11 protein-coding genes are annotated in these 13,257 nt (G+C 72.1%); 5 read left to right on the plus strand and 6 right to left on the minus strand.

The genetic code is table 11. The features are described 5' to 3' along the window. On the plus strand, nt 1-831 hold an 831-nt coding region (locus tag F2B26_RS10175), incomplete at its 5' end, for an ATP-binding cassette domain-containing protein (RefSeq protein ID WP_159808963.1). 49 nt (nt 832-880) lie between these two features. Here the strand turns inward: F2B26_RS10175 and F2B26_RS10180 are convergent. From F2B26_RS10180 to F2B26_RS10205, 6 genes are all read right to left on the minus strand, one after another. Next, nucleotides 881-2,734: an AAA family ATPase gene (locus tag F2B26_RS10180; RefSeq protein WP_159808965.1), complete on the minus strand. Its 1,854-nt coding sequence runs from the start codon at nt 2,732-2,734 to the stop codon at nt 881-883. A 151-nt stretch (nt 2,735-2,885) separates the two neighbouring features. Continuing rightward, nucleotides 2,886-3,314 carry a heat shock protein transcriptional repressor HspR gene (locus tag F2B26_RS10185; protein WP_159808967.1) on the minus strand — a complete coding sequence of 143 codons (429 nt, stop codon included), beginning with the start codon at nt 3,312-3,314 and terminating at the stop codon, nt 2,886-2,888. Nucleotides 3,315-3,325: 11 nt separating this feature from the next. Continuing rightward, a complete protein-coding gene (locus F2B26_RS10190; protein WP_159808969.1) occupies nt 3,326-4,309 on the minus strand; it encodes a DnaJ C-terminal domain-containing protein in 984 nt (327 codons plus the stop codon). 102 nt (nt 4,310-4,411) lie between these two features. Next, the gene (grpE, locus tag F2B26_RS10195) at nt 4,412-5,041 is read right to left on the minus strand and encodes a nucleotide exchange factor GrpE (protein WP_159808971.1); all 630 of its coding nucleotides are present in this window, start codon (nt 5,039-5,041) and stop codon (nt 4,412-4,414) included. Continuing rightward, nucleotides 5,038-6,900 carry a molecular chaperone DnaK gene (gene dnaK, locus F2B26_RS10200; RefSeq protein WP_159808973.1) on the minus strand — a complete coding sequence of 621 codons (1,863 nt, stop codon included), beginning with the start codon at nt 6,898-6,900 and terminating at the stop codon, nt 5,038-5,040. Before dnaK ends, grpE begins: the two co-directional genes overlap by 4 nt. Before the next feature lie 547 nt (nt 6,901-7,447). Then, entirely contained in the window at nt 7,448-8,362 is a 915-nt protein-coding gene (locus F2B26_RS10205; RefSeq protein WP_159808975.1) for a hypothetical protein, read from the minus strand. Between the two features lie 373 nt (nt 8,363-8,735). Here F2B26_RS10205 and F2B26_RS10210 point away from each other — a divergent pair, with 373 nt between their 5' ends. From F2B26_RS10210 to cbiM, 4 genes are all read left to right on the plus strand, one after another. After that, nucleotides 8,736-9,920: an ATP-binding protein gene (locus F2B26_RS10210; protein WP_159808977.1), complete on the plus strand. Its 1,185-nt coding sequence runs from the start codon at nt 8,736-8,738 to the stop codon at nt 9,918-9,920. 230 nt (nt 9,921-10,150) lie between these two features. Next, nucleotides 10,151-11,494 (plus strand): DUF2254 domain-containing protein, encoded by a 1,344-nt coding sequence (locus F2B26_RS10215; RefSeq protein WP_159808979.1) that lies wholly within the window; start codon nt 10,151-10,153, stop codon nt 11,492-11,494. After that, complete coding sequence (locus tag F2B26_RS10220) at nt 11,491-12,060, plus strand: Fur family transcriptional regulator (protein ID WP_235929600.1); 570 nt, start codon at nt 11,491-11,493, stop codon at nt 12,058-12,060. Before F2B26_RS10215 ends, F2B26_RS10220 begins: the two co-directional genes overlap by 4 nt. A 101-nt stretch (nt 12,061-12,161) precedes the next feature. Next, on the plus strand, nt 12,162-13,257 hold a 1,096-nt coding region (cbiM, locus tag F2B26_RS10225; protein ID WP_159808981.1), incomplete at its 3' end, for a cobalt transporter CbiM.

The following is a 13,257-nucleotide window of genomic DNA, read 5'->3' on the forward strand; positions in this document are numbered from 1 at the left end:
CAGGACGCGCAGCCGGGTGAGGGGCTGGCAGCCGAGCAGCCGCTGGTGCAGGTGCGTGGGCTGCGCCGCGAGTTCGAGCTGCGGGCCGCGGGCGGTCGCGGCGGGCGGACGGTGTTCGCGGCCGTGGACGGTGTGGACCTCGACATCGCCCGCGGGCAGACGGTGTCGATCGTCGGCGAGTCCGGGTCGGGCAAGTCGACGACCGCCAACCTCGTGCTCGGCCTGGACACCCCGACGGCCGGGTCCATCGTGTTCGACGGGACGGACCTGGCCGGCGCTGGCCGGCGCGAGCTGTTCGCGTTCCGCCGCCGCGTCCAGCCGGTGTTCCAGAACCCCTACGCCTCGCTCGACCCGCGGTACACGGTCGAGGCCTCGATCGTCGAGCCGCTGCGCGTGCACCGGGTCGGCACCGCAGCCGAACGGCACACCCGGATGCTCGAGCTGCTCGACCAGGTGGCGCTGCCCGCCGGGATGGCGCAGCGGCTGCCGCACGAGCTGTCCGGCGGTCAGCGGCAGCGGGTGGCCATCGCCCGGGCGCTCGCGCTGTCACCCGAGCTCATCGTGCTCGACGAGGCGGTGTCCGCCCTCGACGTGCTGGTGCAGGCCCAGATCCTCGACCTCATCGCCGGGCTGCAGGCCGAGCTCGGGCTCAGCTACCTGTTCATCAGCCACGACCTCGCGGTGGTGCGGATGATCTCCGACCAGGTGCACGTGATGCAGCGCGGAAAGGTGGTCGAGAGCGGGACGCCGGAGGCGATCTTCGACGACCCGCAGGACCCGTACACGCGCGAGCTGCTGGCCGCCATCCCCGGGCGCGCGCTCGCGCGGTAGGCGCGGGCGGTTCGCCCGGGCGCGACGACGGGCCGAGGCCGCCCGCGCGCTACGCCACCCGCAGGTCCGGTGACAGCACCGGCGGCTCGGCCGGCTGCCGGGCGGCCAGCGCCCGCTGGAGCACGTCGGTGATCTCGTCCCCGATGAGCTCGTGCCGCTCCAGCAGCGCATCGCGCAGCGCCTCGACCAGGTCGCGGTTGGAGGCCAGCACCCGGCGGGCGGTCGCACGCGCGGTGTCCAGCACCTCCTCGAGCTGGGCGCGGGCGCGGCTGTCGGCGATGACGGCCTCGACGACGTCGCGGCCGGTCGCGGCGAACGACACGAGCGACCCGGTCATCCCGGCCGCGCCCACCATCTGCGCGGCCGTCCGGGTCGCGGCCGCCAGGTCGGAGGCCGGGCCGGTGGACGTCTGGCCGAAGAACAGCTCCTCGGCCACCCAGCCACCCATCGCGATCTGCACGAGGGCCCGCAGGTCCGCGTCGGACCGGGTGTAGACGTCCTCGCAGTCGTCGTGCGCGAGCAGCCCCAGGGCGCTGCCGCGCTTGACGATGGTGAGCACCTCGAGCACCCGGCGCGGCGCCACCAGGTGCGCGACCACGGCGTGCCCGGCCTCGTGCGTCGCGATGAGCTCCTGCTCGGCGCGGCTGTAGGTGACCGGGTGGCCGATGCCGACCATCTGGGTGATCCGCGCCCGCTCGACGTCCTCGAAGCTCATCGCCCGCGCCCCGCGTCGCAGCGCGTTGACCAGGGCCTCGTCGAGCAGGTGCTCGATCATCACCGGGGTCCAGCCGGTGGTGGCCGCCGCGACCCGGTCACGCAGCGCCGGGGCGTCCAGCGCGGCCTCGTGCGCCCGGCGCGCCAGGAAGTGGTCCACGAGCGCGCGGCGGCCCAGCGCATCGGGTTCGGGGAAGGTGAGCCGACGGTCGAACCGCCCCGGGCGCAGCAGCGCCGGGTCGAGGGAGTCGGCCCGGTTGGTCGCCGCGATGAGCAGGATCGGGGCGCGCACCGGCTTGCGCAGCGCGAGCTGGCGGTGCGGCGGCAGGAACAGGTTGACGGCCGAGCGCACCCGGTTGACCAGCCGGTCGGCACCCATCGGCTCGTCGAAGGACTGCATCTGCACGAGCAGCTCGTTGACCACACCGCCCGTGCCCTCGCTGATCGCCGCGTCGCGGACCAGCCCGCCCGGTACCGGCGAGGCGAGCAGCGTGCCCTGGGCCGCGAGCAGACCGCCGCGGCGCATCGCGACGGCGTCGATCTCCTCGATGAACCCGATCGCGCCGCCCTCCTTGCGGGCCGCGATGCGCAGCGCCTTGAAGTACTGCCGGATCTTGCGGGCGGTCGCGCCGTAGTACATCGACTGGAAGCTGGTGGCCGAGACGAACAGGAACGGCACCCCGGCCTCGGCGGCCATCGCCTTGGCGGTGAGCGTCTTGCCGGTGCCCGGCGGGCCCTCGAACAGCAGCCCGCGCCGGGCCGCACCGCCCATCTGCGCCGCGAACTGCCGGTGCGTGCGGAACAGGTCGATCGACCGGCGCACGTCCTCCACGATCGGGTCGATGCCCACGACGTCGGCGAGCGCGACGTCCACCTGCTCGGGGCGGAAGGTGACGTGCGGCGACCGGGAGCCGCCGAGCTGCATCACCACCATGAGCACGAGGAGCGCCGCGAAGAACAGCGAAGGCACCAGGACGAGCGGGTCCACCGTCGGCAACGTCGGGAGCACCGGCAGCCCGGCGAGCTCGCGGCCGATCACCCACGCCTCGACGGCCAGCACCACCGCGGACAGCCGCAGCACGCGGCGACGGCGAGCGCGTTCTCGGTCGGTGGCCACGTCGTGCCCGGTCGGGCCGGCGAGCGTCGTCGGCTCGTCCGCGAGGTGGTGGTCGACGACTGGTCCGGTCACGGCAGCACCTTCCGCAGGGTGCGCGCGAGGCGCGCGGTGCTGGCATCGTCGCGGTACCGGACGAACCGGACAAGAGCCCCGAACCGGGCTCACCTGATCGTGTACCCACCTGGTGGACGCCCGGGCGCCCCGTCCGACGGGTGCGGCGGGCTCAGGAGCTGCGACGGTGGGTGAGCTGCCGGGGCATCCACGGGACCAGCGCGGAGGCCGCCGGCATCCCGCTGCGGGTCCGGGCGCCGGGGCGCACGGCCTCGACGTCACCGGTGGCCGAGGCGGCGAACACCCGCCGGCCCGGCTCCATGACGGTGCGCAGGAAGTCCACCTGCCGCTGCAGGGTGCGCACCTCGGCCTCGAGCTCGAGGATCCGTTTGATGCCGGCCAGGTTGACGCCCTCGTCCTGCGACAGCCGCTGCACCTCGCGCAGGGTGGCGACCTCGCGCAGCGAGTACCGGCGCCCACGTCCGCGGGCCCGGCCCGGGGAGACCAGGCCGAGCCGGTCGTACTGGCGCAGCGTCTGCGGGTGCATCCCGGCCATCTGGGCGGCGACCGAGATGACGAACAGGGGGGCGTCCTCGTCCATCACCGCACCGCCTACTGCCGCGCCGCGGCGAGCAGACCGGCGCGCACGTCCTCACCGGAGGTCGCGATGCCGAAGGCCTGGACGGCCTCCCGGGCCGCGGGGGTGAGCTTCTGCGGCACCACCACCTGCACGGTGACGAGCAGGTCGCCGGTCTCCTTGGGCGTGACGATGCCCTTGCCCTTGACCCGCAGGGTGCGGCCGGACGGCGTCCCGGCGGGGATCTTGACCCGCACGGTCGAGCCGTCGAGCGTCGGCACGTCGACCTGGGCACCGAGGGCGGCCTCGTCGAACGCGACCGGCACGGTGATCCGCAGGTTCGCCCCGTCGGCGCTGAACACCGGGTGGGCCGTCACGTGCACCTCGATGACCAGGTCACCCGCGGGTGCACCGGCCTCGCCGGGCCGGCCCTTGCCGCGCAGCCGGATCTTCTGGCCGTCCCGCACACCTGCCGGGATACGGGCGGTGACCTGACGGTTCTCCACCTGCAGGGTGATCGTCGAGCCCTCGGTCGCGGTGCGGAACGACAGCGTCGTGCTCGCGGTGAGGTCGATGCCGCGCTGCGGTGCGCGCCCGCCGCCGAACCCGCCGCCGTAGCCACCACCGCCGCCGCCGAACAGACCGCCGAGGATGTCCTCGAAACCGCCCCCGCCGCCGGTGGAGTACCGCACCCGGCCGCCGCCCTGGCCGAACATGCCGCCGAGCACGTCCTCGAAACCGCCGGCGTTGCCGCGGCCGCCGGCGGTGAACCGTGCGCCGCCGCCGGCCATCGCGCGCAGCTGGTCGTACTGCTGGCGCTGCTCGGGGTCGGACAGCACGGCGTAGGCCTCGCCGATGTCCTTGAACCGCTCCTCGGCCTTCGGGTCACCCGGGTTGTGGTCCGGGTGCAGCTGGCGCGCGAGCTTGCGGTACGCCTTCTTGATGGCGGCCGCGTCGGCGTCCTTGGAGACGCCGAGCAGAGCGTAGAAGTCCTTCTCCAACCAGTCCTGACCGGTCACGACGCCTCCCTCCTCAGCATGACGTTCCTCGCCGCGACGTTGCTCGCCGCGACGGACGTGCCACCTGCCGGGCCACCGTAGCGGTGGCCCGGCAGGGTCGTCCTACTCGTTCTCGTCCGGTTCGACGACGGCGACGCGGGCCGCGCGCAGCACACGCCCCGAGACCCGGTAGCCCGGCTGCAGCACCTGCTGCACGGTGGGCACCGTCACGTCGGCCGCGTGCCCGTGCATGAGCGCCTCGTGCACCATCGGGTCGAACGGTTCGCCGACCTGCCCGTACCGCTCCACGCCCTGGTGGGTGAGGATCTGCTCGAGCTTCTCGGCGATCGACGCGAACGGGCCGGTGAGGTCACCGTGCTGGCGGGCCAGCTCGATGTCGTCGAGCACCGGGATGAGCCCCTCGGCCAACGCCGCCAGACCGCGGTCGTAGGACGCGAGCGCCTCGGCCTTGGACCGCTTGACGTACGCCGAGTACTGGTTCTGCAGGTTGACGTAGTCGGCGCTCACGCGCTGGAGCTGGTCGAGGCGTTCGGCGGCCAGCTTCTGGGTCTCGACGAGACCCTCGAGCACGACCTCCTCCTCGGCGTCCTCCAGTGCCTGCGCCGCCTGCTCCAGCGGGTCACGCACCTCGAACGTGTCGGGGTCGATCCGTCGCTTGTCGGTGACCCGAGGCTGCTCCTCGGGCCCGTCGCCGGGGCCCTGGTCGGGCCCCGGCCGGTCCTGCCCGGTCACTTCTTCTCGTCCTCCTCGTCGACGATCTCGGCGTCGACGACGTCCTCGTCGGACGAGGCCGACGACGCCGGCTGCTCGGTGCCCGCACCCGCGGCCTGCTCGGCCTGGGACGCGGCGTACACCGCCTCGCCGATCTTCTGGCTGGTGGTGACCAGCGCCGTGTGCTTGGCCTTGACGGCCTCGACGTCGGTGCCCTCGAGGGCCTTCTTGAGCTCGTCGATCGCGGTCTGCACCTCGGTGCGCACGTCGGCGGGGACCTTCTCGCCGTTGTCGGCGAGCGCCTTCTCGGCGCCGTACACCGCCTGCTCGGCGACGTTGCGGGCGTCAGCCTCCTCGCGGCGCTTCTTGTCCTCGGCGGCGTGCTCCTCGGCCTCCTTGACCATCCGGTCGATGTCCTCCTTGGGGAGGGCGGACCCGCCGGTGATCGTCATCGACTGCTCCTTGCCGGTGCCGCGGTCCTTGGCGGACACGTGCACGATGCCGTTCGCGTCGATGTCGAAGGTGACCTCGACCTGCGGGATCCCCCGCGGGGCCGGGGCGATGCCGGTGAGCTCGAAGGTGCCCAGCGGCTTGTTGTCCCGGGCGAACTCACGCTCGCCCTGGAACACCTGGATGAGCACGGACGGCTGGTTGTCCTCGGCGGTGGAGAAGATCTCCGAGCGCTTGGTCGGGATGGCCGTGTTGCGCTCGATGAGCTTGGTCATCACCCCGCCCTTGGTCTCGATGCCGAGCGACAGCGGGGTCACGTCGATGAGCAGGACGTCCTTGCGGTCGCCCTTCATCACACCGGCCTGCAGCGCGGCGCCGACGGCCACGACCTCGTCCGGGTTGACGCCCTTGTTGGGCTCCTTGCCGCCGGTGAGCTCGGTGACCAGCTCGGTGACGGCGGGCATCCGGGTGGAGCCACCGACGAGCACGACGTGGTCGATGTCCGACAGCGAGATCCCGGCGTCGCGGATGACGGCCTGGAACGGCGCCTTCGTACGGTCGAGCAGGTCGGACGTCATCTGCTGGAACTGGGCCCGGGTGAGCTTGGTGTCCAGGTGGATGGGGCCGTTCTCGCTCATGCCGAGGTACTGCAGCGAGATGTTGGTGCTGGTCGCGGACGACAGCTCCTTCTTCGCCTGCTCGGCGGCCTCACGCAGCCGCTGCAGCGCGACCTTGTCCTTGGACAGGTCCTGGCCGTAGCCGTTCTGGACCTCCTTGACGAGGAAGTCGACGATCCGCTGGTCCCAGTCGTCACCACCGAGGTGGTTGTCGCCGGAGGTCGAGCGGACCTCGATGGTGGAGAACCCGTCGTCGTCCTTGCCGACCTCGAGGAGGGACACGTCGAACGTGCCGCCACCCAGGTCGAAGACGAGGATGAGCTCGTCCTCCTTGCCGCGCTCCAGGCCGTAGGCCAGCGCGGCCGCGGTGGGCTCGTTGATGATGCGCAGCACGTTGAGGCCGGCGATCGTGCCGGCGTCCTTGGTGGCCTGGCGCTGGGCGTCGTTGAAGTAGGCCGGGACGGTGATGACGGCCTCGGTGACGGGCTCGCCCAGGTACGCCTCGGCGTCCCGCTTGAGCTTGCCCAGGACGCGCGCGCTGATCTCCTGCGCGGTGTAGGCCTTGCCGTCGATGCTCGTCGTCCAGTCGGTGCCCATGTGGCGCTTGACCGACGTGATGGTGCGGTCGACGTTGGTGACCGCCTGCCGCTTGGCGATCTCGCCGACGAGGACCTCGCCGGTCTTGGAGAAGGCGACCACCGACGGCGTCGTGCGCGCGCCCTCGGCGTTCGCGATGACCGTGGGCTCGCCGCCCTCGAGGGTGGCGACCACGGAGTTGGTGGTGCCGAGGTCGATGCCGACTGCTCGTCCCATTGCCTGCCTGCCTTTCGTCCGGGCCTGGCGGCCCTGGTCTGTGCTGTGTCTGCTCGGTGCGGCGCCTGCCGCGGCTGAGTCTTGAGTCCGACTGACTCAAGTCTCGCCCGCCGGGGAGCGGATGGCAAACCCGGCGGCCCAAAGTTGAGTCTGATGGGCTCAACTGTGCGGAGGGCGGGTTTGTTCCCACGGACCGGCACCTCCCGAGGACGCCCGAGTTGCTGGCTCTGCACTGGCCGCAGGTCGGACCGGCTCGACCGCGGACAACCTCGCTCCGCTTACGACCGTGCAGTGAGGCGCAAGAATCGGCCACCCGCCTGGAGCCGGGTGCGGCGCCGTCACCTGACCCTGGCGCTCTTGTACCTGGAGAGAGGGCGTGGGACGCCGACTGCCGGCATCCCGTCGATCTCAACGCGGTCCGAACTCGGGAATCAGGACCGCGCGATGTCAGCAGGCGCGGGACGTCGGAGCGATCGGGCTCGACACACACGCCGGGTCCGAAGACCAGGAGCCCGCGCTCCCCATGGGATCCGTGCAGGCTCCGCCGCTACGCCTGCTCGCGCCCGTCGAGAGGATCGACTTCCAGCTCGCCCAGCGCGAACTGGATCGCCCAGGGCAGGCTGGGGCCCACGCCGAACAGCGTCCACCCCCTGCCGTTGCGCCAAACCAGAGTGAGGACATCGGCACGTTGGGGGGCCGCTCCGCCCGGCAACTCATCGAGCAACCGGACATACGCGATCCGCGGCGTTGGGTACCAAACGTGGGACGCCACATTCGCCGTCTGGAACATCTTCCGCACCGCGCCGATATCCTCGGCGCTCGACTTGCTCCAACCGCTGGCATTGACGATCAGAAGTTGGCGGAACTCCTCGTCGTCGACCTCGGGCTTGGACGCGACGTCCGCAAAGGCGAACACGAGTCCGAGCGGGTTGTACCAGTTGTCGATTGGGCCCGCCTGCGCGACGGAGAGTTCGTCACCGGCTTCGGTGACCACTGCCGGACTAGGCGCCTTGACGACCTTGAGACTCCCGTCGAACGCTCGCTCCCACCGCACGCCCTCGTGGTCGCGGAAGGCGATCTCGGCGACCAGCCCTCGGAAGGCGTCATGGGCAAAGTCGCCGAAGCCCAGCATCCCCATGGTGACGTCGTAGGCGAACTCGCGCTTCGGAGGGAGGACTGGGATAACCCGAGGAGCGGACAGGGGCCCGACCTGAATCGTCCCGCGCTCCGTCTCGATTCCGCAGAGGGCCTCCACCTTGAAGACAGGCTCGTCCGATTCGTTCGCGATGTGGAGCACTACCGTTCGTCGGTAGTAGTCGGCAGCGGGACTCGGCACGTACGCGTGCTCGACCCAGGTCGAGACCAACGACGCCACCTTCCGCCGAGCGAGCCGCTGCCGTTTGACGCCGAGGACGATGGCAATCGTCGCCTGGGTGAGGGCCACGACCAGCGCAACTGCCACCGCTCCGACCGTGCCAACGGCCGTCCAGTACTCAGAGTCAAGCGCTGGCATAGCGCTCTCCTACGCGTCGGCGGGACGTCATCAGGCGAGGGTAGACGGGTCGTCGGCCCCGGAACCCGACCCCGGCTCGGCGATTGCCCACGCGCGCAGCAGGCGCGGCCGACTCGTCGCAGCCCACGCGCAACCATCGCGAGCGCAACGTCGGGGCAGCGACCTTGGCGCACCGATGGATGTGGGCCGACCGCCGGTTCCACGCGACAGGCCTCAGCCAGGCGGCGTCGCAGGAGCGCATGGCATACCACCTTGCGACGATTCTCACCCTCTATCATCACGTCTAAGCGATTTGCTGATACTCGCTGAGAGGGCATGAGAGATGGATCCGACGCGCAACCCGTACACCCCCGGTGCCGGCCGTACTCCTCCGGCGCTCGTCGGCCGCGCCTCAGAGCTGAGCGCCGGCGACCTGCTTGTCCAGCGCACTGCGAGCGGCCTGTCCGGTCGCAGCATGATGCTCTACGGACTCCGCGGCGTGGGGAAGACGGTGCTGCTCAACGAGCTGCGCCGACGCGCCGATGCGGCCGGATGGCTGACCGCGATGGTCGAGGCCAAGCATGACAGGAAGGGCGCGGATCAGGCACGGGCCCGCCTCGCGCGCGAGCTGACCTCGGCCGCCAGATCCGCCCAGCCATGGCGGACCAAGGCGAGCGACAAGGTCAAGGCCGCGCTCGGGACAATCGAGTCGTTCTCGGTCAAGGCCGGCGTCGGGCCGTTCTCCGCCACAGCGACAGTCGCACCGTCAGGCAGAGCGGCCTCCGGCAACCTAGAGCTAGACCTCGAAGACCTAGTCGCAGACGTCGTGCCCGCACTCCGCGAGTCTTCCATCGCGATGGCTCTGTTCATCGACGAGATCCAGGACCTCGACGCGTCGATGCTCAGCGCGCTGCTGTCCGCGCAGCACCGGGCGGCGCAGAACGACTGGCCGTTCTACGTCTTTGGCGCTGGGCTCCCCGTCGTCCCGGCAACCCTCGCTGAAGCCCGCTCCTACGCAGAGCGCCAGTTCGACTACCGCCACATCGACAGACTCTCCGCCGAAGACGCACGCACAGCGCTGGCCAGTCCCGCGGCGACGGCCGGCGCAAGATTCGATCCGGAAGCACTGGATCTGCTGCTCGGTTCAGCCCACGGCTACCCGTACTTCCTGCAGGTGTACGGCGACCAGGCCTGGCAGTGCTCACCGAACTCACCCATCCAGGTCGGGGACGCGCGACTCGCCATCGAGCTAGGTACCGACGAGCTCGATCGCAGCTTGTTCGCCTCCCGCTGGGAACGCGCGACACCGAAGCAGAAGCAGCTCATGGCTGCGATGGCCGTCGACGCTGCGCCAAGCACGGTGGCCGACCTGGTCACGCGCCTAGGCAAGAGGAAGCCGTCGGACCTCAGCGTGTTCCGCGACGAGCTCATCAAGAAGGGACTGATCTACGCACCCGAGCGCGGTCTCCTCGACTTCACAGTGCCGCTGATGGCCGACTTCATCCAGCGTCACAGCAACGAGCTCTAGGTGCTCACGGCGACGGACTCGGGGGCTCGCTGCGCGCGGACTCGCACAGTGGGGAGACGCACGGGGCTTCATCCAAGCGGGAGCCCATGAGTCGGGAACCCGCCGCCCGATGCGGATCGCAGTCGCGCCTGCACGCCACCCGAGCCCGCGCGCCACGCCTCCACTACCGTCGTCCCGGGGCCGGGGCCGGGGCCGGGGCCTCGCGGGCGGGCGGCACGAGGAGGTGGGCCATGCACGGGTGGAGCGCACTGCGGCTGCGGCTGTGGTGGGAGCGCGCCTTCTGGGTGCTGCCGACCCTGGGCGTGCTGCTGGGGCTGGCCTTCGAGATCACGGTGCACATCGTCGACCTCGAGGTGCCCCCCGATGCGCTCGTCGGGGTGACGGCCAGCGCCGCGACGCAGGTGCTCGCCGCAATCGGCGGCGGCATGGTGACCTTCACCGGTCTGGTGTTCTCGTTCGTCGTGCTCGTGCTGCAGTTCGGCTCGTCGCAGTACTCGCCGCGGACGGTGGCCTACTTCCTGCGCGCGCGCTCGACGCAGGTGATCCTCGCGACCTTCCTGTTCACCATCACGTTCACGTTCCTCAGCCTGCTCAACGTGGGCCGGGACCACGCGCCCGAGCTCGCGGTGCTCTGCGCCGTCGTGCTGCTCGTCGTCAGCCTCGTGGCGTTCATCGCGCTGCTGCACTCGGTGGGCCGCCGGATCCGGGTGGACGCGGTGCTCTCGGCGCTCGGTCGCCAGGCCTGCGCCCAGTTCGAGCGGAGGATGGACGGGACGGCGCACCTGAGCACGGCACCGGAGGCGGACCCGGCCGCCGAGCGCGAGATCGTCATGACCGTCCGGCACACCGGCCGCACCGGGCAGGTCGTCGCGGTCGACGGCGCGCGGCTGCTGCGGATCGCCCGGCGCCACCGGCTCACCCTCACCGTGCGGGCCCGGGTCGGCGACGGCGTCACCCGCGGGTCGGTGCTCCTCGAGTGCTCCCCGACGGGCGACGGCGCGACGGCACCGCTCGACGCCGGTCCGACGGGCGCCCTGCTGCGCCGGCTCGCCGGCTGCGTCGTGGTGGACGTCGAACGGTCGTTGCCGCTCGACCCGATGTACTCGCTGCGGCTGCTCGTCGACGTGGCGATGCGCGCGCTCTCCCCGGGCATCAACGACCCGACCACCGCGGTGCGGGCGCTCGACGAGATCGAGCAGGTGCTGCGCACCGCCGCGGCGCTCCCGCTCGGCACCCGGTCGCTGGCCGACGGTCCCGGCCGGGTCCGGCTGTCCGGCCCCGACTGGTCGGACGTGGTCGAGCTGGCGCTGCTCGAGGTGCTCACCGTCGGCGCGGGGCAGCCGCAGATCACCCGCCGGCTGGTGGCCCTGCTCGACGACGTCGCACCCGACGTCCCGCCCGACCGCACCGCCGCGCTCACCGCGTTCCGCGCGCGTCTGCACGAGGCGGCGGCCGACCGCGGCGAGACCGCCCTGGTCCCGGACCGGCAGGGGCTCGGCGGTGCACGCCACCCGGCGGTGGCCGATGCGCCGGGGGCCGCCACGGCCGCACAGCCCGACGGACCCGTGCCGTGACCGGCTCGGCACCGGCCGAGCACCGGCACCCGCACCTCGACGAGCACCCGCACCCCCACCGGCATCCGGACCCGTCGACCGTCACCCACCCCGCCGACGGACCGGTCGGGGCCCCACCGCCCGACCCGGACGAGGTCGCCGCGCTCGTCGAGCAGGTCGGGGACCGGTTGCGTGCGCACGGTGAGCGGATGACGACCCCCCGCCGCGCGGTGCTCACGGCGCTGGCCCGCAGCGGAGGGCACGTGCTGGCCGCCGAGGTGGTGACCGCGGTCGCCGAGGTGGACCCGACCGTGCACCGCGCGAGCGTCTACCGGACGCTCGAGGCGCTGTCCGAGCTGGGGGTGGTGCAGCACCTGCACCTGGGGCACGGCGGGACGGCCTACCACCTGGCGCGCGGCGGGCACACCCACCTGCACGCCCAGTGCCGGGTGTGCGGTGCGGTGCTCGACCTGCCGGCCGAGCTGCTGGACGACGTCGCCCGGGTGCTGGAGTCCCGGGACGGGTTCACGCTCGACCCGGGGCACGTCGCGCTGTCCGGCACCTGCGCGCGGTGCGCCGTCGGCTGAGCCACCGCGCACCGTCCGGTCGCTGAAGCGCTATTGCGACGTGTCGCAACACGCTATCCTCCGTCGGTCGGCCAGCGGCGGCCGGCGGACGGAGGACCTCGATGCACATCCCTGACGGCTATCTCTCCCCGGCGACCTGCGTCGTCACGGCCGCGGCGGCCGTCCCCGTCCTCGTCGTGGCCTCGCGCAAGGTGACCGAGGTCGTCAAGACCAAGGATGTGCCGCTGCTCGCCATGTTCTCCGCGGTGAGCTTCCTCGTGATGATGTTCAACGTCCCGATCCCGGACGGCACCACCGCGCACGCCGTCGGGGCGGTGGTCATCGCGATCGTGCTCAGTCCCTGGGCGGCGGTGATAGCCGTCACCGTCGCGCTGCTGTTCCAGGCCCTGCTGTTCGGCGACGGCGGGGTGCTCACGCTCGGCGCGAACGTGCTCAACATGGCCGTGCTCATGCCGTTCGTCGGGGTGTGGGCGTACCGCGCGGTCGCCGGCCGCGCCCCGCTCACCAGCCGGCGCCGGCTGGTCGCCGCGGGGATCGGCGGGTACGTCGGGATCAACGCCGCCGGTCTGGCCACCGCGATCGAGCTGGGCCTGCAGCCGCTGCTCGCGCACACCGCCGACGGCACCCCGCTCTACTCGCCCTACACACTCGCCCAGACCATTCCGGCGATGGCGCTCGCACACCTCACGATCGCCGGCGCGGCCGAGGCGATCCTCACCGTCGGCGTGGTCGGCTACCTCGCCCGCGCCGATGTGCGCCGCCTGGTCCCCGCCCACCCGGGCATCCCGGTCACCGCGGACGACGTCACCCCGGCCCAGCCCCGACGCCTGCGACCGGGACGCGTCGCGATCGGGTTCGTCGCCGCGATGGTCGCGCTCGTACCCCTCGGGCTGCTGGCCCCCGGCGGGGCGTTCGGCGAGGACGCACCGGGCGACCTCGACCTGCACGGCCTGGGGCTGAACGCGGTCCCGGCCGGGCTCAACCGGTTCAGCGGCTTCTGGAGCCACACGCTGCTCGGCGACTACGGCTTCGCCGACGGGCAGAGCCCGGTGCTGGGCTACTGGGTCTCCGCGCTGCTCGGGATCGCCGTCATCGGTGCCGCGATCTGGCTGCTGGGCCGGGTCGCGGTCGCGGTCGGCGCGCGAGGCGGCGGGAAGGCCGGCGGCGGGTCCGACGACGCGGGCGGGCCTCTGGTCT

Origin of the sequence: Cellulomonas citrea (assembly GCF_009829685.1) — a bacterium.
Lineage (GTDB): Bacteria > Actinomycetota > Actinomycetes > Actinomycetales > Cellulomonadaceae > Cellulomonas > Cellulomonas citrea.